Origin of the sequence: Oscillochloris sp. ZM17-4, assembly GCF_019599295.1 — a bacterium.
Taxonomy (GTDB): domain Bacteria; phylum Chloroflexota; class Chloroflexia; order Chloroflexales; family Chloroflexaceae; genus Oscillochloris.
The window spans coordinates 82,416-103,595 of record NZ_JAIEWN010000008.1; the positions used below are offsets into that span (position 1 = coordinate 82,416).

A 21,180-nucleotide genomic window follows, 5' to 3' on the forward strand; every position below is an offset into this window, starting at 1 on the left:
GCACCGATGCGCCCACCGAGAGGGCGCTCAGGGCGGCGGTGATCACGAAGATCACCTGGAGCGCGGTGCCGACGCCGGCCAGGGCCACGGCGCCCAGCCCGGCCACCAGGATCGTGTCGACCACGCCGAGCAGGGTCTGGAGCAGGTTCTCGCCGATCACCGGGGCGGCCAGGTTCATCACGCGCCGGCGCAGGACGGCGGGCGGGGCGGGCGCGGCCATCGCGGGCGCGCTCACATTGGTTGGTGTGCTCATGATCCTATTCTACCATCGGCCCTCCGGGGCAACCGTAGGGCTGCGGGCCGATCCTGCGGCGCGCCCGACCCGGCCGTGCTATATTTCATAGGCGATACCACATGGCGAACGTGTCATTCCGAGCGCAGCGAGGAATCCCGGCCGGGACCCTTCACTTCGCCTACGGCTCCGTTCAGGGTGACATGGGTGTTGTTTCTCCCGGCGCCACTGGCCCGCCAGCCATTTGACACTCAACCTGACAGTGAGGGAGCACATCTGATGGAGACGACTATCAACGGGGTGAGGGTGCGCTACACGGATGTGGGGCATGGCCCGGCGATCCTGCTCGTCCACGCCTTCCCGCTCGCCGGGGCGATGTGGCGACCGCAGCTGGAGGCGCTCCAGGGCGAGTACCGGCTGATCGCGCCCGACCTGCGCGGCTTCGGCGGCAGCGACGCGCCGCCCGGCCCCTACACGATGGATCAGCAGGCCGACGACCTGGCGGCCCTGCTCGACCACCTCGGGCTGGCGCGGGCGACGGTCTGCGGGCTCTCGATGGGCGGCTACATCGCCCTGGCCTTCATGCGCCGCCACGCCGCCCGCGCCCGCGCCCTGGTGCTGGCCGACACCAAGGCCGGGGCGGACAGCGACGATGGGCGGGCCGGGCGCGAGGCCAACGCCCGCCTGGCCGAGGCCGAGGGGGCCGCCGCGATCGCCGACAAGATGATCCCCGGCCTGGTGGCGCCCGACGCCGGCCAGGCCGTGCGCGACGATCTGCGGGCCATGATCATAGCCAACACGCCGGCGGGGATCGCCGGCGCCCTGCGCGGCATGGCCCTGCGCCCCGACTCGTTCGAGGTCCTGCCGACCATCGCCGTGCCCACGCTGGTGGTCGTCGGCGAGCTCGACGGGCTGACCCCGCCCGCCGAGGCCAGGGCGATCAGCATGGCCATCCCCGGCAGCGCCGTGGCGGTGATACCGGGCGTCGGCCACCTGAGCAGCATGGAGGCGTCCGAGGCCTTCACCGCCGCGCTGCGGGACTTTCTGGGGGGGCTGCACGACTGAGCCACTGAGCTTCACCGCTCATCGGCGGGCGCTCGCTTTGGCAACGTTGCGCCGCATAGTCATTTCTTGCCTGCGAAGTCCTGGTGCGACTTGCAGATATCGCGTAGAATTCAAGCAGCCTGATTCAGCAGACAATCGCCTTTTACCACGCATCAAGGGCTGTATGGGGGCTGGAAAATCACAGACACGGCGCGCCCGCCTGCTCGGTGGCGGGCTTCTTCGTCGTCAGGCGCTCGCTCGTGCGGCCGCCAATCGGCTCAACCGGCGAGCCTGGCGCGTGCAGCGCACGGCTCCGCGCCGGGCGATCGCGCTCGCGACACGGGCGCGCGCGCTCGCCGAGGCGCACCGCTATGCCGAGGCCGTGGCCCACAGCTGCTCCATCCTCGGCTCCTGCCACTTCAGGCTCGACGCATACCAGGCGGCGCGCGATGCGCTGCTGACCGCCATCGAAGGCTACGAGGCCATGGGCGAGCGCGAGGCCCAGGCCGATGCGCTGAATGTGCTCGGCAACGTCCACTCGTCGCTCGGCGATCATCACACGGCCTACGCGCTCTATCTGCGCAGCCTGGCCATCCGCCAGGGGCTCGGCCTGACCCAGGCTGAGGCGGCCTCGTGGAACAACATTGGCAACGCCTACTATCATCTGGGCGACTACACGCAGGCCCTCGACGCACATCGGCGCAGCCTGAGCCTCAAGCAGGCCCTCGGCGATCGGCCGGGCGCGGCCATCTCGCTGAATAACATCGGCAACGCCCACCGCTCCAGCGGAGATCTCGCGGGCGCCATGCGCTGCTATCAGGAGAGCCTGGCGATCGCCGAGGAGATCGGCAACAGGTACAGCCAGGCCGGCGCGCTCGGGAATCTGGGGGCGCTCTACGACGACCTGAACGACCCGCAGAGCTCACAGGCCTTCCACCTGCGCAGCTTCGCGATCGAGCGCGCGACCGGCAACCGCCACGGCGAGGCCGAGAGCCTGCTGCAGATCGGGAAGCTCTTCCTGCGCAGCCCGCAGCTTGAGCCCCTGGCGTCGGATGATCTGGCCGGCGCCGACCCCGCGCTCAGCTACCTGCAGCGGGCGCTGGCGATCGCCGAGGAGCTTCAGGCCAGCGAGATCATGATGCGCGCCGCCGAGCTGCTGGCTCAGCTGTACGAGCGGCGCGGCGACCCGGCCCGTGCGCTGGCCTTCTATCGCCGCTTTCACGACCTGGAGCGTATGATCTTCGATGCTAACCTGAGCGAGCAGACCAGGAAGCTCCAGATCATCCACCAGGTTGAGGTGGCGCGGCAGGACGCGCGGCTGCGCCAGTCCGAGGCCGAGCTGGAGCACGTCAGAAATAATCAGCTGCGGGCGCTGCTTGATGAGACCGACCGCCAGCGGGCCATCGCCGAGGAGGCGAGCCGCTTCAAGACGAGGCTGCTGTCGGTTGTGGCCCACGACCTGCGCAACCCGCTCAGCGCGATCAGCGGCTTCTCCGATATACTGCTGCTCCAGCATGCGGACGACCCGTCGCTGCGCGAGGTGATCGGGATGATTCGCCAGAACGCCAATCGTATGCAGCGCATGCTCCAGGACCTGGTCGACTCGACGGTGATCGAGTCCGGCAAGATGGATCTGCGCGTCGAGGCGATCGACCTTGCCTACCTGATCCAGCAGGTGGTCGAGATCTACGAGCCGATGGCGCAGAAGAAGCGGCAGACGATCAGCGTCGAGGCCGAGCCCGGCTGCCTGGTGCGGGCCGACCGCTCCATGCTCTGGCGCGTGCTGGAGAACCTGCTGAGCAACGCGGTGAAGTTCTCGCCCCACGGGCGGCGGATCTGGCTGAGCGTGAGCTGCGGCGACCAGATCGCCCGCTGCGCGGTGCGCGACGAGGGCCCGGGGCTGACCGCAGACGATCTGCCCAGGCTGTTCGGCAGGTTTGAGCGGCTCTCGGCGACGCCGACCGGCGGCGAGCCGTCGACCGGCCTGGGGCTGGCGATCGTCCGCCAGCTGGTCGAGCTGCAGGGCGGCCATGTCTGGGCCGAGAGCGCCGGAGCCGACCAGGGCAGCACCTTTACGGTTGCGCTCCCCGCGATGGCTGGCCCGTAGGGACACCGCGCGCGGTGTCCCTACGCTGGCTCGGCGCAGCGCAGGATGGCGGCGATGCTGCGCTCGACATCCTCGTCGGTGGTGGCCCACGACGAGACGCTGAGCCGACGCCCGGCGCGCAGCGCCGCTCCGGCGCGACTTCAGTCGCCAGCCGGTGGGGCTTGACCCAGGACTTATTCGCGCTAACAAGGTTTTACGAGCGCGGCCCCTGCTGCGCCCGTACGGCGTCTGGATAGCTTACCCGGTCTCCGTCAGCGCCCGCTGGAGCGCCGGCAGGGCGGCGCACACGGCGGCCAGCTCATCATCGCTCAGGCGGCCGGCCAGAGAGGCGGCGATCTGGGCCTGGGCCAGATTATGGGCGGCCGCGTAGCGCCGCGCGCCCGCCTCGCTCAGCGAGAGCCGCTGCTGCCGGCGGTCGTGCGTGTCGGGCGTGCGCGTAACCAGCCCGCGCTCGACGAGGGCCTGGGCCAGCTCGCCCATCGAGGCCATAGTCACCCGCCGCCGGCGGGCCAGATCGCTCACGGTCAGCGGGCCGGCGCCCAGGTGGGCCAGCGCGCGGAACTGCGGCATGGTCAGGCTGTCGGGCGCGTCGCCCTGGACGATGGCGGCCACGGTCCGGTTGAGCAGCGGCAGCGTCTCAAGCAGCGCCCGCGCTGCGGCGTCGGCATCGGCATCGGTCGACATAGGTACACTCCAGGTGCCTCAGGTCTCCTGATAGTAAGGGTACCTGATATTGGTAGAGACATCAATACGACAAAAGACGGATCGCGGGCGGCGCAGCCCCGGCACATTCGGTACAATAGTAGGGGGCGCAGTGCGCTGCGCCCCTACGCCATGTGGAGACAATGTGATCCCAGCTGAATGAGGTACACGATGGCCGAGTCCCCAACCGTCGGCGCGCAGGCGCCCGACTTCACCCTGACCAGCGACGGCGGCGAGCCAGTCACGCTGTCGCAGCTCCGCGGCAAGAAGGTGATCCTCTACTTCTACCCGAAGGACGACACATCGGGCTGCACCACCCAGGCCTGCGGATTCCGCGACCAGCACCCGCAGATCGAGGAGAAGAACGCGCTCGTCCTGGGCGTCAGCCCCGACGGACAGAAGGCCCACCAGAAGTTCAAGACCAAGTTCGACCTGCCCTTCACCCTGCTGGTGGACAGCGAGCACGCGGTGGCGGAGGCCTACGGGGTCTGGGGCGAGAAAAGTATGTACGGGAAGAAGTATTTTGGCATCACCCGCAGCCACTTCGTGATCGACGAGGGCGGGACGATCATCCAGGCCGAGGTGAAGGTGAGCCCGGCCGATAGCGTGAAGCGGGCGGTGGCGGCGCTGGGCTAGGGCCAAGTGGCCGCCCTTGTCAGTGCGCCCAATCCACAGTATGATGAGCGCTCGTACCCCTGAGGCGGCGCAATTATATCCATCGACGGCTATGGGATGGCGAGGAGGTGCCCAATGACCCGCGAGCAGATCCTGTCCAACCTGCGCACGAGCCTGGCCTCCAGCCGATCATGGCTGGCCGGCGAGGCCCAGGCCGCGCCGCAGGACATCCCGCCCTACGTGCTGCCCCCCGCCGAGATCCTGGCCGACCAGTTCACCGCCGAGCTGCGCGCCCTGACCGGCCGGGTCTACCGGGTGGGCGATGATGAGGCTGCCGTGGAGCAGATCGGGGCCATCCTAGCCGAGAAGGGGGCCAGCCAGGTGATCGCCTGGGACATGGCCCAGATCGGGCTGGGCGGGCTGCCCCAGCTCCTCGCCGCGCGCGGCGTCGCCCTGGCCGAGGCCGATGTCCAGGGCGACGCGCGCAAGGGGCGCCTGCAGGCCATGGAGCCGGCCGCCGTCTGCATCTCCGGCGCCGAGGCTGGGATCGCCGAGAGCGGCAGCCTGATGCTGCGCCACGGCCCCGGCCGCCCGCGCCTGGCCTCGCTCCTCGCCCCCTACCACGTCGCCGTCCTGCGCTCCAGCCAGATCGTCCGCGGCCTCGGCGAGGCCATCGCCCAGGCCCGCGCGCGCTACGGCGCCGATGTCTTCAGCGACACCAGCAACCTTACCCTGATCACCGGCCCCTCGCGCACCGCCGATATCGAGATGACCCTCGCCCTCGGCATCCACGGCCCGCAGGAGATCCACGTGGTGCTGATTGATTGACGGGTAGGGGCGCAGCAGCGCGGCGCTGCTGCGCCCTTACATATCCGGACACCGGGGATATGATCACATGACCCGACCCCGCGCCTACATCACCCGCCGCCTGCCCGACGCCGCCGTCGAGATCCTCCGCCGCGACTGCGAGGTGGAGATGTGGCCCGAGGAGCAGACGCCGATGCCCCGCGAGGCTCTGCTGCGCGCCGCCGCAGGGGCCGACGGCCTGCTCACCATCCTGGTGGACAGGATTGACCAGGACCTGCTCGACGCCGCGCCGCGCCTGCGCGCCGTGGCCAACATGGCCGTCGGCTATGATAACGTGGACCTGCCGGCGCTCACCCGGCGCGGCGTGCTGCTCACCAACACCCCCGGCGTGCTCACCGAGACCACGGCCGACCTGGCCTGGGCGCTGATGCTGGCCGCCGGCCGGCGGGTCGTCGAGGGCCAGAAGCTGATCGAGGCCGGCGGCTGGGGTCCCTGGTACCCCATGCAGATGGTCGGCCAGGACATCTACGGGGCGACGCTGGGCGTGGTGGGCGCGGGCCGGATCGGCGCGGCGGTGCTGCGGCGCGCCCGCGGCTTCGGCATGAGCCTGCGCTACCACAACCGCCGCCCCGCCCCCGCGATCGAGGCCGAGACCGGCGCGCAGTACCGCGACCTCGACGCGATCCTGGCCGAGGCCGACTTTCTGGTGGTGACGGTGCCGCTCGGCCCGGAGACGCGCGGCATGTTCGGGGCCGCCCAGTTTGCCCAGATGAAGCCGACCAGCGTCTTCGTGAATGTGTCGCGCGGGCCGGTGGTGCGCGAGGCCGACCTGGAGGCCGCCCTGCGCGTCGGGCGCCCCTGGGCCGCCGGGCTCGATGTCTTCGAGCGCGAGCCGATCGGCGCCGACCACCCGCTGCTCGGGCTGCCCAACGTCGTGGCCGTGCCGCACATCGGCAGCGCCAGCGTGGCCACCCGCACGCGCATGGCCACCCTCGCCGCCGAGAACCTGGCCGCCGCCCTCACGGGCCGCGCGCCGCCCACCCCCGTCAACCCCGAGGTGCTGGGGTAGGCTCACGCCCACTTCACCGCCGTCAGCGAAGCCTTCGCGCCCTTCGCGTCAGTTCGCGTTCGCGTCCTCCGCCCAGCTCCGCGTCCTCCGCGATCCAGAGCTCGGCTGATGCGCCAGGTCGATCGGGTCGATCAGGCGGCCGAGCCAGGCCGCGATCATCAGGGCGTGGATGTAGCGAGGCTCGCTGATCGGCACCCGGGGCTGTGGGGCCGCGCCAAACCGCGTGTATATCGGGGCAGTATCGCTCGGTGGGGTGGGGAGCTCTGGCCGGGCCAGCGCTGGCTGGGGGAGCGTTTTAAGCGTCATAGGGCACCTCCTCGTGGTATGCCGCTGCTCGCAGAAAACTGCTGTGTCGCCTCAGGTCACGCTGTGGTACAGTGTCTCAAGATTGTGGCCTAAGCATAGCACACCCCTCGCCGGGGCGCTAGGGAGATATCTCCTCGCGGCGTGCCGGTCTCTCACCCTATGATCACACGCACCCTCTCAGCCGTGCTCGCCTTCGCCGTGCTCGCCGGCGGCTGCGCGCCCGCCGCCGCCACCTCGGCCACCGCCGCCGCCATCTCGGCGCCCGCCACCTCGGCCGCGCCCGTGCCCACGGCCGGTCAGCCTGAGGCTGCCACAGCGACAGCGGCCCCCACAGCCCCGCCGCCCGCGCCCGCCGCGCCCGCCGACCTGCCGCCCGAGGTGGCCGCCGCGCCCGCCGACCTGCCGCCCGAGGTGGCCGCCCAGGCCCCGGCGCTCATCCCCGCCGCCGCCGGCGACCTCTCCGCCGCCGGCGCGTGGGACCGCTACACGATCATCGCCGCCCTCAGCCCGGGCGACCTCAGCGTGCGCGGCACCGTCACCCTCGACATGGTCAACCGCTACGGCGTCGACCTCGACCAGATCGCCTTCCACCTCTACCCGAACCACCCCGACTTCGGCGGGCGGCTCGATGTGACCAGCGCCACCGTGGATGGCGCGCCCGTACCCTCGGGAGCCCAGCACAGCGACACCCTGCTGCGCCTGGATCTGCCCAAGAGTCTGGCCCCCGGCGATTCCGCCCGCGTGGTGCTCGGCTTCACCGCCACGACGCCCCGCGCCGCCAGCGCCAAGACCTTCGGCGCCTACAACTTCGAGGCCGGGGTCTGGTCGATGGCAAACTTCTACCCCATCCTGGCCCGCCACTCCGCCGACACCGGATGGGACACCCGCCCGATCGAGTCGCGCGGCGACTTCGTTGTCTCCAGCGTCGCCCTCTACGATGTCACCATCGACGCGCCGAGCGGCTGGACCCTGGTGAGCAGCGGGGTGACGGTCAGCGACGGGCCGGTGAACGAGCAGGTCCACCGCCAGCGATTCGTGAGCGGGCCGCAGCGCGAGTTCTACCTGGGCGCGCTCCAGGGCCTCGCCCAGGCCGAGGCGGTGGTCGATGGCACCCGCGTCGTCTCCTACTATCAGAAGGGGAGCGCCGAGGCCGGCCAGGCGGGCCTGGAGGTTGCCGAGCGCTCGCTGCGCGCCTTCAACGAGCGCTATGGCGTCTACCCGCTCGCCGAGCTCGAGGTGATCCAGTCCGCCCTCACCCAGTTCCTCGGCATGGAGTACCCCGGCGTCGTCCTGATCGAGCAGAAGCTCTACGGCCAGAGCGGGCGCGGCCTCGAGACCACCATCGCCCACGAGATCGCCCACCAGTGGTGGTACAGCCAGGTCGGCAACGACGCCCAGGGCGAGGCCTGGCTCGACGAGGGTCTGGCCAGCTACTCCCAGGTCGTCTACTATGAGGCGATCGGCGAGCCGGAGAAGGCCGCGGCCGAGCTGCAGTTCTTCCGCGACACCTTCCGCAGCGCCCGCGCCGCCGGCCGCGACGCGCCCCTCTCCTCCTCGCCGGCCCAGCTCGGCGGGGGGCGCTACTACCCGGTGATCTACGCCAAAGGCCCGCTCTTCTTCCAGGCCCTGCGCAACCAGCTCGGCGGCCAGGGCTTCGACAGCTTCATCCACGCCTACTACCGCGACTTCCGCTACCAGGACATCGGCGGCGCCGACCTGCTGCGCGTGGCCCAGGAGAGCTGCGGCTGCGACCTGAGCCAGCTCTATGATGACTGGGTGCTCACGGCGGCGCCCGTGGCTATCCCCTAAAAACGTAAGGGCGCAGCAGAAGGGGCGCAGCGCGCTGCGCCCCTTCTGCTGCGCCCTTACACAGGCGGTGCGGAGTTTAGCCCTTTACGGCATCCTTGAGCGTGCTGCTCGCGCTGAATCCCGGGGTCTTGGTGGCCGGGATGTGGATCTTGTCGCGAGTCTGCGGGTTGACGCCCTCGCGGGCCTGCCGCGAGCGAACCTCGAAGGTGCCGAACCCCGTCAGCGTGACCTTCTCGCCCTTCGCCAGGGCCTCGGTGATCACATCGAGGGCCGAGTCGACGACCAGCTTGGTCTCTTTCTGCGAGACGCCGGCCTTCTCAGCCACGGCCTTGATAAAATCCGTCTTCTGCATCAGCGCAGTCCTCCTCTAGTACATACGCGTAAACGATACGTTTTCCCGTCAGAATGCAGTATACTGCCCTTGTCAATACCCTTAGGTGATATAGAAGCCCTATACCGCATCTCAAAATTTCCAACTCTATTTTAGGGCATTACAAAGCCATGAAATTTCAGCACGCACGTTTTCTTTTTTGTGCTCCATGTCGAACAAAAAAAGGCCGTTTTCCGCATGCCAGTGGGGAAAACGGCCTTTTTTGTAATTGTCGACCCGGCTAAGGAGTGAGCGGCGGCCCCAGGCGCCTGGGGCATCACCTGCGCTCCCCGACCTGGCCTATGCGCTACTGTAGCACGCCTATGCCGCACTGTGAATAGTGCAAATGGCTCTGGCACGAGTAGTACCGCCCACGCGCTTAGGGATGACAATCAGGCCAGCGCAACGCAGCGGGGCGGTGGCTATGCCACCGCCCCGCTGCGCCATCGAGAGCGGCGGGGGGCAGCCCCCCCGCCCATAACCCCTAGCGGTGGCCGTGGCCGCTATGCTTGCTGCGCGTCACCTCGCCCGCGAAGCGGCCGGTGCTGGTGCCGTAGAAGCTGTCGCTCGTCATCTGCGGATAGTTGACGAACGTGCCGGCCCTGCGGCCCTCGACGCTGAACGAGATGGTGTGGGTCTCGCCCGGGGCGCCGGGGACGGAGGAGACGATCAGCTCCGTGGTGTCGGTGGGCAGGGTGCCCACCCCGTCGGCGTAGTAGTTATCGCCGCGGTTGCCGAAGCGGTTCTCGACGCCGACGGTCAGGAAGCCGCCGTCGCCGTTGCCGCCCAGGTCGCTGTAGACGTAGGAGATATCCTCGACGCCGTTGATGCCGATCCAGACCTGGAAGGAGTTGGTTGTGGCGGTGCTGTACTCCTTCACCCCGGAGTACTCAACGACAATCCAGGAATTCACGCTGTCGCCCAGCACGTTGACCTGGACTGTGCCGGCCGCCGCCGGGTTGAGGTCGGTCCAGAAGGGCGCCAGGACGTTGTTCGGCGGGGTGGTGTTGGGCAGGATCTGGTTGAGGTAGCTCACATCGGCGCCGGTGCCGCCGCCGACAACCAGGTAGCCGTTGCTGACTACGCCGATGCGGCTGTAGGTCTCGCCGCCGAAGACGAAGGACGGGACGTTGACGTTGGTGATCGACTCATCGGTGGCCGGGATCACCAGGTTGCCAGTGAACAGATCCAGCGGCAGGTAGCCGGCCGGCGAGCCGAAGTACACGTCGGCGAGCGAGGGGATGGCCGGCTCGGCGCCCGCCAGCGTGCCCTGGAAGGTCACGCGGTTGCCGGAGGCGCGGCCGCCCACGACACTGCGGCGGTCGACGCGCAGCTCGGAGGGCAGCAGGTCGTTCACGCTCACAGTGGCGGTGTCAAACGTGGTGTTGGCCACGGTGACGGTGCAGTCGGCGCTGCTGTTCTGCGGGAAGCTGGCCGGGCTGCAGGAGGTGTCGAGCGTGATCGTGGCCTGCTTGCGGATGAAGGTGACCGGGAAGCGCAGCGAGCGGCCCTTCTCACCCCTGAAGATGATCGTGGCGAAGCGGGTCTCGCCCAGGGGCACATCGCGCCCATCGATGGTGATGCTGAAGCTGGCGCTGCGGTTCTTCTTGACCTTGAACTCCCTGGGGAAGCTCACGGTGAAGTCATTGGCCTGGCCGGCAGGGGTCTCCAGGCGCAGCTTCCACTCGGTGTTCTCGCCGAGCACATCCTTGGCGGTGCGGCGCACCGTGATCGTGCCGGGCATCGTCGGGACGAAGAGGCTGGGGTAGTTCGCGTCCCACAGATGCGTCTCAAGGGCAGTGAAGTTCGCGGCCGTCTCATCGAAGGTGATGCCGGGGTTGAAGGCCTTGGCCAGGTTCACGCGGCCGCTGCCCATATCGTAGGCGTCGGCCGGGGTGACGCCGTCCTCCTTGACCACACCATCGCCGATGGCGGTGGTCATCAGGGCCGACTTGATCTGGCCGGGGGTCCAGTCGGGGTGGAGCCACTTGATGATCGCGCCCGAGCCGGCCATGTGCGGGCTGGACATCGATGTGCCGCTGAGGAAGTTGTAGATCGGAACCTCGACGCCGTACTCGCTGCCGGTGTAGGCGGCCAGCACGTTCACGCCGGGGCCGGTGATGTCGGGCTTGCTGATGCCGAGCGTCTGGCCGTTGCCGCCGCGCGAGCTGAAGCCGGCCATCACGTCGCCCTGCACGGTGGCGGGTGCGCCATCGGTGAAGGTGGCGGTCACGCTGGCGTGGGCGGCCATGAAGGCCACCAGCTGCTCACCGGCGCTGCCGGGGCCGCCCTCGAAGTGGATGCTCGGGATGCTGTGCAGGTCGGTGTTGGTGCCCTGGGCCACCGTGTTGAAGAGGAACATGCCGGCGGCGCCGCCGGCGGCGACGTTGGCGCTCTTCTCCACGCGGGCGTTGACGCCGCGCTGGCAGAGGACGATCTGGCCGGCGAAGCTGCCGGCGGCCGCCGGGGACTGGCAGAGCGGGTCGCCGCTGTTCACCACCACCTGGGCGGGCGTGCTGATGCCCTGGGTGAGCGTGTCGCCGACGATGGACAGCGTCGCGCCGTCGCTGGCGGTCAGGCTGGCGGTGCTCTGGAAGGAGCGGTCGATCGTGCTGGCGGCCACCGTCATCGTCCAGGGGCCGCGGTGGGCCACGGTGTCGGGGGTGGGGCCGCTGTTGCCGGCCGAGGCGGACACGAAGATGCCGGCGTCGTAGGCGTCGCGAAATGCCTCCTCAACCGCATCGGAGAAGGGGTTCTCGCCGCCGCTGATCGAGAAGTTCAGCACATCCACGCCGTCGACGATCGCCTGCTGCACGGCGGCGGCCGAGTCGGTGCCGTAGCAGCCGAGCTCGCCGCAGACCTTGTAGGCCACGATCTGGGCGCGCGGGGCGATGCCCGAGATGGTGCCCAGGTTGTTGCCGAGCAGGCTGACCGGCACGCCGGAGTTGCCAGCGGCCGTGCTGCTGGTGTGGGTGCCGTGGCCGTCGTCATCGCGGGCCGAGGTGAACTCGTAGGGCGCCAGGCCGACGGCGGCCTCATAGGTGCCCATGAAGCGCTGGGCGCTGATCAGCTTGTTGTTGCAGCTGAAGGGGTCGCCGGGGTTGGTGCCGCCGCTGAAGTCGCAGGGCCAGGCTGTGCCATCGGTGCGCGCGCGCGGGGCGGCGTAGGGCTTGCCCGAGGGGTCCGGGTCGGCGTAGGAGGCGTTCTCCGGCCAGATGCCGCTGTCGAGGATGCCCACGATCACGCCCTCGCCGGCCTTCTCCTGGCCGCCGCCCTGGGCCCAGGCCGTCGTCGCGCCGATGAAGGCCGGGCTGCGGTAGGTGTCGATCTTCATGACCTGGTCGACGATCACCGTGCTCACGCCCGAGACGCGCGCCAGGCGCTCCGCCAAGATGCGGGGCAGGCGGACGGCGACGCCGCCCAGGACCACGTCGTAGCGGTGGGTCACGGTGGCGGCGGGGATGGTTGCCTTGAGGCTCGCGACCATCGCGTCGATCTTGCCGTTCAGGTAGGCCAGGTAGGCCTGGCTGGCCGGAGAGGAGACATCGAGCTCCGCGCCCGTCACCTTGGGGCTGGTGGCGGCGAGGCCGGGGATGCTGCCGTCGTAGGTGGCTAGCGGCGCATCCGCGATCTTGATCAGCAGGCTGACCATATCGGCGTCGGCGAAGTCGGACTTGGCGATCGACGACTCGATCGTCCCCTCAAGGGCGCTGATATCAAGCGGGGTTGCGGTGAGGCTGCCGGTGGTGCGGCCGCCCTGGGCCTGGGTCTGCGGGGCGCCGGCGAACAGAAAACCGAAGACGACGAGCATGCTGAGCAGGCTAAACGCAGCGTGGCTTCTCTTCCGAAGCATAGAGACTCCCTCCCTAAAGTAGACACAAACCGTGAAAGCAGCGGTGCGGCGATCACATCGTTGGGATCCTGGCATCGTGCCTGAGGTGGTAGGCGAGCGCACAATCGCAGCATAGGTGCTAGGAGGGGGGCGATCGGCGCAGTGTGGAGCGGGTTTGTTTTGTGTGGTATGAGCCTCCTGTTCTGCCTGTCTCCGTCTTCAGTCAGAGCCTGGCCACACGGGCATAGCAAAGCTCGACGGCGGGGACGCCGCCCCGTGATAGGGCGCATAACAGAGCGTCTTATAGAGATGCGTACGACTGATGTATTTAAGATGAAGGATGTAAAGAAAATTGTCAAGGTGTTACGGGCTGTTGTATAGATGAGGCTCTCGCGCTTTTTAGCTTTCTAGTGCGATTTGTCACATGTTCTAATGAAAAAACTGTCATCCTCGCAGACGCAGACGAGGGTGGGCGCTCAAGCTGCCCACCCTCGTCTGCGTTATCTGTGGCCTCTGCGTCTCACCGGCAGCTAGCGGAGCCCCGCGAGCCATCATAGCTCTGGTCGCCCTTTGCCGCACAGCGCGCGGCGCGGATCACAAGGGCCTCTGATGCGCCGCCGGATGTGTTGAGCAGCAGCAGGCCGCCCTCGGTCGGGCTCGCTCCCGCCGCGCCGAAGTCATACATCCCATAGCTGGCCTGGCTGTTCGACGGCAGGCTGAGGGTGTTGAGGGCGATGCCGGCGGGGTCGGTGGCGACATAGCGCTCGTTGAGGACGCTCATCGTCGCCGAGATGCTGCTGGTGAGCGCGCCGGTGAAGTAGTTGTCGTAGGTGTCGGCGACGACATTCGTCATCGCCACGGCCGACGCTCGTGGTCGAGACGCGCACCATGGGCGAGAGGCGCGGCAGCACGTGCCAGGCCACGTGCAGGTTATTGTCGGCGTTCTTGAGGTCGGTGAGCCTGATGTAGCCGTCGTACTCAAGCTGATTCAGGAGCGTTGGGTCCCCGCCGAGCGACCCGGAGTTCATCGTCCAGGGGCGCAGCTTCGAGCCGTCGATCTCCATGCGTATGCTGATATAGCGCGAGCGGTGGGGCGGGACGGTGATGCTCCTGCGGGAGGGCGTGATCGTCACCGCGCCATTCGCCTCGTCATCGGCGTAGCGGAAGGTGCTGTCGATGCCGTAGGTGATCGATCTCCCGGTGTAGTTCCGCACCTCCACCGTGCGGCAGAGCGTGATCTTCCTTCGGCTGACATCGACGAAGCCAAACGAGAGCGTGGCGCTCGATCCGTTGAGGCCCCATGCCGCCGCGCCAGTCGCCAGGGCCCGATCCACGCGCACCTCGCCGTTGCCGATCCGGGTGATCGGGGCCAGCACGATGTTCTGCGCGACCATGCTGGTGTAGATCTCGGTCTCGGCGGTGTTCATCAGCAGCGCCTTGACCTCTGCGGGCGACAGGTGCGGCTTGTCGGCGAGCACGAGGGCGGCGGCGCCCGCCACCATCGGCGCGGCGCCCGACGTCCCGCCGAAGGCGGTGGAGCCGGTGCCAGTGCCCACCTCAGCCGAGACCGACGCGCCGGGCGCGCCGATCTCTGGCTTGATCATCTGGCCAAACTGATAGCCGAAGGTTGACTTTGAGAGGATCGCCCCGATCGACGGCCCGCGCGATGACGAGCCGACCATGCTGCCCACCAGGGGCGAGGCCAGGCGATCGGAGACCGTCACATTGACTGGGGCGGCGATACGCAGCTTGATCAGGCTGGCGTCGGCCTGGGCGATGATCAGGGTCGGCACCATGTTCGTGCCGCCGCCGAAGCTGAACGCAAAGGGGTCGCCGGGGGCGGTCAGGCCGATCAGCACGCCGATAGCGCCCGCCGAGGCGGCGATGTCGGTCTTGAGGCTCACCGCGCAGGTGCCGCGGTCGATCAGGGCCACCTTGCCGGCCGGGTCGGCCAGCAGCGCCTCGCCGGGGCAGGCGGTGCCGACATAGACGATGTCGCCGGTGAACCCGTCGCCGATCGGCGCCCAGTCCACCGTCGCGGTGTGTACATACGGCTTGGCGATGCTCGACGGGCTGTTCACCACCAGGGGGTAGTTCTTCGCGCTGGGCATCTGGGTCTGGGCCACCGCGAGGGCCGAGGGGGCCGCCGAGGGCGTGCCGACGATGTAGGGCCGGTCGCCGCTATTGCCGGCCGATGCGACGGTGAGGACGCCGAGCTTGCTGGCGTTCTCCACGGCGGTCGAGAGGTCATCGAAGTAGTTATCGCCATAGGCCGAGCCCAGCGACATGTTGATCACATCGACGTGGTCGTTCGACCTGCCATCGCCGTCCGGGTCGACGGCGCGCTCCATGGCCTGGATGAGCGCCACGCCGCTGCAGGATGCGGAGACGGACGAGCAGACCTTGAGCGCGTAGAGCGAGGCGGCGGGGGCAACGCCCTGCGCGCCGGCGATAATGTCGGCGACGTGGGTGCCGTGGCCCTCGTAGTCGATCGGGTCTTCGTCGGGGGCCAGGGGGCCGTCTGGCCAGGACTCGCCGACGAAGTCGTAGCCGCCGATCACCCTGGCCGTGGGGAAGAGGCCGTCGCGCGTGGTATTCTTTGGGTCGGCGGGGTCGGCGCCAGCTCGCGGCGAGCTTTGCGATGCCCGCCTTTGCCGCACACGCTGCCACGCCCGACCCCTACGCCTACCGCACCCGCATGGACTACGTCGCCACCAAGGGCCGCTTCGGCCTGCGCGCGCGCGGCAAGTTCAACCACATTGTGGAGATGACAACCTGCCACCTCATCCCGCCGGCCGCCTTCGCGGCGGCCCAGGCGGTGTGGGCGCGGGCGAATGAGCTTGGCCTGCCCGACTATAACCTGCGCAGCCACACGGGCTTTCTGCGCTATGTGGTGGTGCGCCGCAGCCCCGATGACGCCCTGCTCCTCGCGGCGGTGACGGCCGCCGGCCCCTACGAGGCCGAGATGGCCCAGCTGGCCGAGGCGGCCCTGTCCCAGCCCGGCGTCGTCAGCTTCCACTGGCTGCTGAACGATAGCCTGACCGACCTCTCCTTCGGGTCGCCGCTGCGCCACTGGGGCGCGGAGACCCTGCCCATGCGCGCTGGCGCCGCGACTCTGGAGGTCGGCCCGAACACCTTCTTCCAGAACAACGTCCACCTGCTCGATAGGCTGCTGGACGATGTGCGCGAGGCTGTGACGAGCGGCGCGCAGCGCTCGTCGGTGTTCGACCTCTACGGCGGCGTGGGGACGATCGCGCTGCACCTGGCCCCGCATGTGGGCGAGGTCGTCTGCGTCGAGTCGGTCGGCGAGAGCGCCGAGCTGGCGGGGCGGAATAGCGCGGCGAATGGCGCGGGCAACGTGCGCGCGGTGGCGATGGACGTGCTGGCCTACCTGCGCGCGCAGCCCGCCGGGGCCTGCGCGGTCGCCGTGGCCGACCCGCCGCGCACCGGGCTCGGCCCCGAGGTCTGCGCCGAGCTGCTGCGGGTCGCGCCGGCGCGGATCGTCTATGTGTCCTGCAACCCGCTGACCCTCGCCGAGGACCTGCGGGCGCTCGGCGCGGGCTATGCGCTGCGCTCCCTGATGGGCTACGACATGTTCCCCCACACGCCCCACGTCGAGGCGATGGCCGTCCTCGATCCGCGATAATATAGTTGACACAGAACCGATGTTCTGATAATATACGAACACACGTTCGATGCGCCACAGAACATCACCACGAGCGATCCGGCGCCTAGATGCGCCGGTGACGACACCTGAATCAAGAGCACACAGTGGCGAAGTGACCCGCGTGCTAATCGCCGCATGTGAGGCGAGATGCACGTAGCAGCCGATCCGATGCTGTCAGCGACACGAGTCGCCGACAGCATCAGTTGTACTGCCGCATAGCTACGAAAGGGTGTCGTTATGGCTGTCACAAGCAAAGAGATCACCGAGACTCGCACCGCCCGCCAGATCCCGCTCCCGCGCAGCGTCGGCCCCATCGCCTATCTGATCACCGGCGTGCTCGCGATGCTGGCGATCTATGTGCTGGTCGGCGCCGCCGTGAGCTGGGCGCAGGTTCGCATCGACGATATCCGCTACGGCCGGCCGCGCACCACCCAGATCGCAGGCCTGGTCGGGCACGGCCCCGAGTCGGCCTCCCAGCCGACACGGCTGATCGGCATGAACATCGACCGCCAGGTGGTGGTGCTCGAGCTCCCCGCGGGCGACTCATCGCAGGTGCGGAGCCTGCCCGGCCCCTACCTCTTCGGCGCCAACGAAGATTTGACACCTGTGTTATTATCCTTGCGTGATATGGATCGCGACGGACTTGACGACCTCATTATTGATGTTCGTAATGAGCAGATCGTATACTTGAACCGCGATGGATCATTTCGTCTCCCCACACCAGACGAGCAGCAGCAGCTCCTAGAGGAGCACGGGTCGTGAGTACGGCTGAGAGTCGCCGCCCTAACCAGCAACGCCCGCCGCGCCCGCGCCGTGAGCCGCTCTTCCCCCTGGAGGCAGAGGATATTGCGCCGCGCCGGCGCGGCCCTCCCGCGCCCCTCGGCGATATCCTCGACGATCTCAGCGCGGCGATGCCAACCAAGGCGGATTCCCTGCGCCGAGATGCGCCCCGTCAGCGCCAGCAGCCCGCGCCCCCCGCGCAGAGCCGCCCGGCGCCCGCGCGCAGCGCGGCCCCAGAGCGCAAGCCTCAGCCGGCCCCCACCGTCATCACCGACACGCGCGCCGCCCCTCGCCCACGGCCCCGCCCGATGGTGGCGGCCCCGCCCGACGAGAAGCTGCTGGTCGCCCGGGATCGCCACGATGAGGCCGAGACCATGCTGCACCGCGCCGAGCAGCTCGCGGCGCGGCCCTACATGAGCTACCGCGCCCCGCGCGCGCCGCAGCTGCCGGGCCGCAACGCCTGGCTGATCATGGCCGTGGTGATCCTTCTGAGCCTGGGCGTGATTGTGGGCATGGGCGGCCCGGGCGGCACAAGCATCAGCCGCTGGGGGGCGACGCTGTTCGACCACGCCACGAACAGCATCGCGAACGCCGCGGGCAGCTCGCCGCTCGCCGGCGCGGCCCGCTCCGCCGGCGACTACGCGCTCCAGGGCGCGCCCAGCATCACCGCCCAGCAGATCGACGCGATCCTGGCCTCCTACGGCTCGCCCGCCGCCGGCACCGGCGCGGCATGGTATAACCTCGGCCTGAAGTATGGGATCGACCCGGCCTACGCCGTCGCCTTCTTCATCCACGAGAGTAGCGCCGGCACAAACGCGGCATGGGCTGGGCTGAAGCCCGGCGGCGCCAGCACTCACAATGTGGGCAATATTATCTGCGCGGGCTACGCCACTTGCTACGGCCGCTTCCGCGACTACGGCTCATGGGATGAGGGCATTGAGGACTGGTACCGCCTGATCGATGTCGAGTATATCAAGGGCCGCGGCACGCAGACGGTGAAGGATATCATCCCGATCTACGCGCCGTCCTTCGAGAACGACGTCCAGGCCTATATCAACTCTGTCACCAATATGGTGGACGGCTGGCGCGCTAACGGGGTTCATTAGGATGTATGGCGGCAGACGTAATTCCAGCGCCGCGCGCACGCTCGTGCTGGCCCTCGCGCTGATCGGCCTGCTCTATATCTTCTTCAGCCTCCGCGGCGGCCAGGAGACTCGCTTCAGCATGTGGTCGCCCAGCGGGCAGGTCCAGCAGGCGGCGATCGCCAACGCGGCGCCCGCCGGGCTCTTCGGCACGGCCCAGGGCCGCGGCTTCGGCGATGACTCCCGCCCCCAGGGCAACCCCCTCGGCGTCGCCAACACGGTGATGACCCAGGGCTACGGGGTGGGCAGCCACGCGCCCGCCGCCACCTGGGGCGCCGTCGACCTGGCGATCGATGGCAACGGCGATGGCTCGGCCGACCCCGACGGCACCTGGCAGCACCCGATCTACGCCACCCAGAGCGGCGTGGTCACGCTCTCCCCGGACAGCTGGCCGGCGGGCAACCACATCTGGGTCGCCAACGACCAGTACCGCACCGGCTACTCGCACCTCGCCGGCTTCGCCGCCAGCGACGGCCAGACCGTGCGCCCCGGCGACCTGATCGGCTATGTGGGCTCGTCCGGCCAGTCCTCCGGCCCGCACCTCGACTACCAGGTCTGGGCGATGCAGGGCGGGCAGTGGGTGAACCAGAACCCGCTCGACTTCGGGGCGCTTGACGGGACACGATAGCAGACAGGCCAGCGGGAAGCTTTGCTTCCCGCTGGCCTGTCTGTTCGATCACTATAGCGCAAGGCGCGAGCGGAGCGGCCACCAGTCTCAGTGCCTCAGTGGCGCAATCTTCTGCTCAGTGCTCTATGACCGGGCGGCGCGCCACGCGTCGGCGGCGCAGGGGCCGTCCGGGTCGAGCGACTCGCTGGCCCTGAAGTGGGCGCGGGCGGCATCGGAGTCGCCGATAATCCGCAGGATCTCGCCGATCTGATAGTGGAGCTCGGCGCGCTGGGCCAGCTGGCTCTTGGGCAGCAGCCGCTCGGCGCTGGCCAGGGCACGCCGCGCCTCGTCTGCGTCGCCCCGGCGTACCAGCACGTGGGCCAGGGCGCAGCGCAGCGCGGCCTCGTCGGCGGGCGCGGCCCGCTGCTCAAGCCCGGCCCGCAGGTGGCGCTCGATCAGCTCGGGTGGCGCGTCGAGCAGATCCTCCGCGCTCGCCTGGCTCAGGTAGGCCGGCGCGCAGCCGGGGTCGATCATCAGGGCGGTGGTGGCGGACATCAGCGCGTCGTGGGCACGCCCGCCCGCCAGGAGCGCGGCGCTCAGCGCGGCGTGCAGCTCGGCCTGGAAGGGGTAGTAGCGCACCGCGCGGGTCAGCGCCAGCGCGGAGGCCCCCGGGTCGCCCTGCCGCAGATACACGGTGCCGAGCAGCGCGTGGGCGTCGGCCGAGAGCGGGTAGAGCCGCCCCGCAATCTTCGCCATCACCTCGGCGCGCCCGTAGCGCCCCGAGTCGACCGACCGCTTGGCGGCGTAGAGCAGCCCCACCCGTGTGGCAAACCAGAGCACCATGCCCATGCCTAGCGCCACCAGCGCGGGCGATGGCCCCAGCGTGGCATGCAGACAGAGCAGCGTGAGCAGCAGGACCGCCTCGGGCACAAGGAGCAGCTGCCGGCCAATCCAGGACAGCCGGGTTGCCGGCCAGCTGAGGGGCGTCGCAGGTGTGGGCTGGGTCTGGCTCGCCATCAGGGAGTCTCCTTCACGGCTATGCGCAGGACAGGGTACGATGCTTCAGGGCAGAGTCTGTCTGGTGGATATCTCTAGTGTACAATGCCGTTGTGACATCTACTGTCACAAATGTTCTGCGATATCAGTCAAAAACTGGTAGAATATGCGCCCTTGGCGCGCGCAACAATTGACCCTGCGCCGCCGTCGAATGGCCAGTACGACAAGATTGCAGATTGTAGATTGCAGATTGCAGATTTGGTGCGGTAGAACGCCATTCACAGCATCAAACTGTAAAGCAACCTGCAATCTACAATCTACAATCTGCAATCTGCAATCTGCAATTTCTAAGGAGTGGAGCTATGCAACCGCGACTCACCCGCAGCCCCACCGAGTCGATGATCGCCGGCGTCTGCGGCGGGCTGGCCGAGTATTTCAATATCGACCCGGTGATCGTCCGCCTGATCTTTGTGCTCGTCACCCTGACCAGTGGGCTCGGCCTGCCGGTCTATGTGGTGCTCTGGATCGTCATGCCTCGGGCGAACGCGGCATCCGGCCAGCAGAGCTTTCAGCAGGGCGTCCAGCAGTTTGGCGAGGAGGCCTCGCGCTTCGGCCAGGAGTTTGGCCAGGAGGCCGCCCGCCTCGGCCGCGAGGTGCTGCGCCAGGGCCAGAGCCAGGGCGGCCAGGGCCAGCCGCGCCCCGGCGCTACGGGCGCGCCCACGCAGTCCCCGCCGCCGCCCGCCGAGTATCGCTTCGACCCAATCACCGGCCAGCCGCTCACCCCAGAGCGCCCCTCCACCGGGCAGACGGTGAACCTGAATATGCCGCCGGCGAGCCTGCCGACGGCCTACGGCCAGCCGGCGCCGCCCCGGCGCGCCCGCAACTGGCGCACCCTTGGCTTCATCCTGATCGGCATCGGCGGCCTGATCTTCCTGGAGCAGATCGGCATCGATATGTCGCTGGTCTTCCCCGCCCTGCTGATCTTCGCCGGCGTCTTCCTGATGCGCCGCAAGCGGTAGGCGGCTGCGCCGCCGCTATCCCGAAATCGCTCACTGGTTGTGCCCAGCAGGCACATGGCGCACTGATGGTGCTCGG

At 68.7% G+C, this 21,180-nt stretch carries 18 protein-coding genes; 11 read left to right on the forward strand and 7 right to left on the reverse strand.

Translation table 11 applies throughout. The features are described from left to right. A partial coding sequence (locus K2Z83_RS08835; RefSeq protein WP_255603594.1) for an MATE family efflux transporter occupies positions 1-253 on the reverse strand: 253 nt, incomplete at its 3' end. Between the two features lie 258 nt (positions 254-511). Here K2Z83_RS08835 and K2Z83_RS08840 point away from each other — a divergent pair. Both K2Z83_RS08840 and K2Z83_RS08845 read left to right on the forward strand, forming a co-directional pair. Continuing rightward, positions 512-1,297, forward strand: a complete 786-nt coding sequence (locus K2Z83_RS08840; RefSeq protein WP_220594814.1) for an alpha/beta fold hydrolase — start codon at positions 512-514, stop codon at positions 1,295-1,297. 277 nt (positions 1,298-1,574) lie between these two features. Continuing rightward, positions 1,575-3,383 (forward strand): tetratricopeptide repeat-containing sensor histidine kinase, encoded by a 1,809-nt coding sequence (locus K2Z83_RS08845; RefSeq protein ID WP_220594815.1) that lies wholly within the window; start codon positions 1,575-1,577, stop codon positions 3,381-3,383. A 237-nt stretch (positions 3,384-3,620) separates the two neighbouring features. Here K2Z83_RS08845 and K2Z83_RS08850 read toward each other — a convergent pair whose 3' ends face one another. Further along, positions 3,621-4,067 carry a MarR family winged helix-turn-helix transcriptional regulator gene (locus K2Z83_RS08850; RefSeq protein ID WP_220594816.1) on the reverse strand — a complete coding sequence of 149 codons (447 nt, stop codon included), beginning with the start codon at positions 4,065-4,067 and terminating at the stop codon, positions 3,621-3,623. Between the two features lie 189 nt (positions 4,068-4,256). Here K2Z83_RS08850 and bcp point away from each other — a divergent pair, with 189 nt between their 5' ends. The 3 genes from bcp to K2Z83_RS08865 all read left to right on the forward strand — a co-directional run bounded on the left by bcp (position 4,257) and on the right by K2Z83_RS08865 (position 6,576). Next, positions 4,257-4,721 (forward strand): thioredoxin-dependent thiol peroxidase, encoded by a 465-nt coding sequence (gene bcp, locus K2Z83_RS08855; RefSeq protein ID WP_220594817.1) that lies wholly within the window; start codon positions 4,257-4,259, stop codon positions 4,719-4,721. 114 nt (positions 4,722-4,835) lie between these two features. After that, positions 4,836-5,528 (forward strand): lactate utilization protein, encoded by a 693-nt coding sequence (locus K2Z83_RS08860; RefSeq protein WP_220594818.1) that lies wholly within the window; start codon positions 4,836-4,838, stop codon positions 5,526-5,528. Between the two features lie 67 nt (positions 5,529-5,595). Next, positions 5,596-6,576, forward strand: a complete 981-nt coding sequence (locus tag K2Z83_RS08865; RefSeq protein ID WP_220594819.1) for a D-glycerate dehydrogenase — start codon at positions 5,596-5,598, stop codon at positions 6,574-6,576. A gap of 48 nt (positions 6,577-6,624) precedes the next feature. Here the strand turns inward: K2Z83_RS08865 and K2Z83_RS08870 are convergent, their stop codons facing one another. Further along, the gene (locus K2Z83_RS08870; RefSeq protein WP_220594820.1) at positions 6,625-6,882 is read right to left on the reverse strand and encodes a hypothetical protein; all 258 of its coding nucleotides are present in this window, start codon (positions 6,880-6,882) and stop codon (positions 6,625-6,627) included. A 159-nt stretch (positions 6,883-7,041) separates the two neighbouring features. Here K2Z83_RS08870 and K2Z83_RS08875 point away from each other — a divergent pair, with 159 nt between their 5' ends. Next, on the forward strand, positions 7,042-8,691 hold the full coding sequence (locus K2Z83_RS08875) for a M1 family metallopeptidase (protein WP_220594821.1): 1,650 nt from the start codon (positions 7,042-7,044) through the stop codon (positions 8,689-8,691). 76 nt (positions 8,692-8,767) lie between these two features. On the opposite strand, the gene K2Z83_RS08880 is transcribed toward K2Z83_RS08875, so the two are convergent. The 3 genes from K2Z83_RS08880 to K2Z83_RS08890 all read right to left on the reverse strand — a co-directional run bounded on the left by K2Z83_RS08880 (position 8,768) and on the right by K2Z83_RS08890 (position 15,553). Beyond that, a complete protein-coding gene (locus K2Z83_RS08880) occupies positions 8,768-9,043 on the reverse strand; it encodes an HU family DNA-binding protein (RefSeq protein ID WP_220594822.1) in 276 nt (91 codons plus the stop codon). Between the two features lie 502 nt (positions 9,044-9,545). After that, positions 9,546-12,914, reverse strand: a complete 3,369-nt coding sequence (locus K2Z83_RS08885) for a S8 family serine peptidase (protein ID WP_255603596.1) — start codon at positions 12,912-12,914, stop codon at positions 9,546-9,548. A gap of 656 nt (positions 12,915-13,570) precedes the next feature. Continuing rightward, positions 13,571-15,553 carry a S8 family serine peptidase gene (locus K2Z83_RS08890; RefSeq protein WP_220594824.1) on the reverse strand — a complete coding sequence of 661 codons (1,983 nt, stop codon included), beginning with the start codon at positions 15,551-15,553 and terminating at the stop codon, positions 13,571-13,573. On the opposite strand from K2Z83_RS08890, the gene K2Z83_RS08895 reads away from it, so the two are divergent. The 4 genes from K2Z83_RS08895 (at position 15,535) to K2Z83_RS08910 (ending at position 19,110) form a co-directional block, all read left to right on the forward strand. Beyond that, positions 15,535-16,539, forward strand: a complete 1,005-nt coding sequence (locus K2Z83_RS08895) for a class I SAM-dependent RNA methyltransferase (protein WP_220594825.1) — start codon at positions 15,535-15,537, stop codon at positions 16,537-16,539. The two genes, K2Z83_RS08890 and K2Z83_RS08895, sit on opposite strands and share 19 nt — an antisense overlap. Positions 16,540-16,797: 258 nt before the next feature. Further along, complete coding sequence (locus K2Z83_RS08900; protein WP_220594826.1) at positions 16,798-17,322, forward strand: hypothetical protein; 525 nt, start codon at positions 16,798-16,800, stop codon at positions 17,320-17,322. Next, positions 17,319-18,446: a glucosaminidase domain-containing protein gene (locus K2Z83_RS08905; RefSeq protein ID WP_370650112.1), complete on the forward strand. Its 1,128-nt coding sequence runs from the start codon at positions 17,319-17,321 to the stop codon at positions 18,444-18,446. Before K2Z83_RS08900 ends, K2Z83_RS08905 begins: the two co-directional genes overlap by 4 nt. A gap of 1 nt (position 18,447) precedes the next feature. Then, on the forward strand, positions 18,448-19,110 hold the full coding sequence (locus tag K2Z83_RS08910; protein WP_220594827.1) for a M23 family metallopeptidase: 663 nt from the start codon (positions 18,448-18,450) through the stop codon (positions 19,108-19,110). 123 nt (positions 19,111-19,233) lie between these two features. Here the strand turns inward: K2Z83_RS08910 and K2Z83_RS08915 are convergent, their stop codons facing one another. After that, positions 19,234-20,106 (reverse strand): tetratricopeptide repeat protein, encoded by an 873-nt coding sequence (locus tag K2Z83_RS08915; RefSeq protein ID WP_220594828.1) that lies wholly within the window; start codon positions 20,104-20,106, stop codon positions 19,234-19,236. 341 nt (positions 20,107-20,447) lie between these two features. Here K2Z83_RS08915 and K2Z83_RS08920 point away from each other — a divergent pair, with 341 nt between their 5' ends. Further along, positions 20,448-21,104 carry a PspC domain-containing protein gene (locus K2Z83_RS08920; RefSeq protein WP_220594829.1) on the forward strand — a complete coding sequence of 219 codons (657 nt, stop codon included), beginning with the start codon at positions 20,448-20,450 and terminating at the stop codon, positions 21,102-21,104. Positions 21,105-21,180 lie beyond the last annotated feature (76 nt).

Excerpts from the sequence above, each read along its gene's own strand:
- K2Z83_RS08840 (WP_220594814.1), top strand. The coding sequence starts at position 512 with ATGGAGACGACTATCAACGGGGTGAGGGTGCGCTACACGGATGTGGGG.
- K2Z83_RS08850 (WP_220594816.1), bottom strand. The coding sequence starts at position 4,067 with ATGTCGACCGATGCCGATGCCGACGCCGCAGCGCGGGCGCTGCTTGAG.
- bcp (WP_220594817.1), top strand. The coding sequence starts at position 4,257 with ATGGCCGAGTCCCCAACCGTCGGCGCGCAGGCGCCCGACTTCACCCTG.
- K2Z83_RS08860 (WP_220594818.1), top strand. The coding sequence starts at position 4,836 with ATGACCCGCGAGCAGATCCTGTCCAACCTGCGCACGAGCCTGGCCTCC.
- K2Z83_RS08865 (WP_220594819.1), top strand. The coding sequence starts at position 5,596 with ATGACCCGACCCCGCGCCTACATCACCCGCCGCCTGCCCGACGCCGCC.
- K2Z83_RS08870 (WP_220594820.1), bottom strand. The coding sequence starts at position 6,882 with ATGACGCTTAAAACGCTCCCCCAGCCAGCGCTGGCCCGGCCAGAGCTC.
- K2Z83_RS08875 (WP_220594821.1), top strand. The coding sequence starts at position 7,042 with ATGATCACACGCACCCTCTCAGCCGTGCTCGCCTTCGCCGTGCTCGCC.
- K2Z83_RS08880 (WP_220594822.1), bottom strand. The coding sequence starts at position 9,043 with ATGCAGAAGACGGATTTTATCAAGGCCGTGGCTGAGAAGGCCGGCGTC.
- K2Z83_RS08885 (WP_255603596.1), bottom strand. The coding sequence starts at position 12,914 with ATGCTTCGGAAGAGAAGCCACGCTGCGTTTAGCCTGCTCAGCATGCTC.
- K2Z83_RS08895 (WP_220594825.1), top strand. The coding sequence starts at position 15,535 with ATGCCCGCCTTTGCCGCACACGCTGCCACGCCCGACCCCTACGCCTAC.
- K2Z83_RS08900 (WP_220594826.1), top strand. The coding sequence starts at position 16,798 with ATGGCTGTCACAAGCAAAGAGATCACCGAGACTCGCACCGCCCGCCAG.
- K2Z83_RS08910 (WP_220594827.1), top strand. The coding sequence starts at position 18,448 with ATGTATGGCGGCAGACGTAATTCCAGCGCCGCGCGCACGCTCGTGCTG.
- K2Z83_RS08915 (WP_220594828.1), bottom strand. The coding sequence starts at position 20,106 with ATGGCGAGCCAGACCCAGCCCACACCTGCGACGCCCCTCAGCTGGCCG.
- K2Z83_RS08920 (WP_220594829.1), top strand. The coding sequence starts at position 20,448 with ATGCAACCGCGACTCACCCGCAGCCCCACCGAGTCGATGATCGCCGGC.